The 1344-nt window shown below is 57.1% G+C and carries 1 protein-coding gene; it reads right to left on the bottom strand.

Annotated features, from left to right (window positions below):
* Positions 1–346: 346 nt before the first annotated feature.
* A partial coding sequence (locus ACFQ2S_RS00005; RefSeq protein WP_386071669.1) for a calcium-binding protein occupies positions 347–1344 on the bottom strand: 998 nt, incomplete at its 5' end.

The following is a 1344-nucleotide window of genomic DNA, read 5'->3' as shown; positions in this document are numbered from 1 at the left end:
CTTGATTGCTTGATGCACGTGTCCGATCCACCGCGGTTTCATGCACATGTCGCCTTCCTGCGCAAAGCGGACCTCCAGACGGGACTGCCACTTCGCAGTCGCAACATCTTTTCGGACGGAGTAATCGTCCCACAATATAATCTGGTGACCGCCATCAACTCATCGGCGGGGCATTCTTGCAACGGCCCTTCGCATAAGTTCGTCCGCAGGCACGTGACTCTCTAATGTAGCCCGGCAACAACCCGCGAGAAGCCCCGCCCGGGGATCACTCCAGGCGGGAAATTCTACGATTTGATCAACGCTACAATTCGACCTGCTCGGTTCGACGCTGACGTCCCGGAGCGCTCTATGCCGAGAAATCGAAGCTTCCCAACTCAGCGAACAAGCCAGCATACCCATCGACGTAGATACGGATCAGGTCGATTTCAGCGATTGTCACACCGATCGTGTCAAGTTGTGCCGTGGTCTGTCCGTCGTACTCTGCCAATATCTCGGCTGCCAGAGCAGATGCCGTAGCAAGATCAACAACATGGAAGTTGGCCGTGTCGAACCCTTGGCTCGTATCATAAGCCATTTCGTCGATTTCAAGGCCGTCGTCGGTGATCAAGCGTAGCCTGAGATGCTCGTCTCCGACGATGACGTCAATCGATGCATCTCCTCCATCGCTGGACTGGCTCCATATGAAGGCGTCATCTCCGGCCCCGCCGACCATGATGTCCTCGCCGGCGCCATCAAAACTAAGCGCATCATCACCATCCTGTCCGAAGAAGGTGTCATCACCGGTGCCGGCAGACAGCCTGTCGTTGCCAACTCCCCCGCGCCCCAGATCGTTCCCGCCGTTGCCATGAAGTACGTCCGAACCCGCGCCACCGTAGACGATATCGTCGCCGTCATTGCCGTTGATGATGTCGTTGCCTTCATCGCCGTAGAGGTGATCGTTCCCGTCTTGGCCGTTGACGAGATCGTCACCATCTCCTGCATGGACTTCGTCGTCTCCTTGCTTCGCGAGCACATGGTCATCGCCGGCGCCGGAACGGATCAGGTCATCTCCCTTTCCGCCCCTGAGCTTGTTGTCGCCATCATTACCGACAATTCTGCCATCCCAAGGATCTTCCGCGGTGAACACTGCAAAGCCTCCGCCTGGGTAAGGGCCTCCCACCCAAGTCGTTGCAACAAGGTCGGTCAAACCGTCTCCATTGACGTCGTCAATTGCCAAACCATTGAGGTTGGAAACCGGAACGCCCACGTCGAGGTAGCTGCGTGTCCACACACCCTCGCCGTCTGATAGGTATATGAAAGCGCCGTCCACCCGGTCGGTCGTCCAAGACGACCCGATAAGGATAT

The sequence above is a fragment of the Tropicimonas aquimaris genome (assembly GCF_042676185.1).
GTDB classification, from domain to species: domain Bacteria; phylum Pseudomonadota; class Alphaproteobacteria; order Rhodobacterales; family Rhodobacteraceae; genus Tropicimonas; species Tropicimonas aquimaris.
This window is presented reverse-complemented; position numbering and strand designations above follow the sequence as displayed.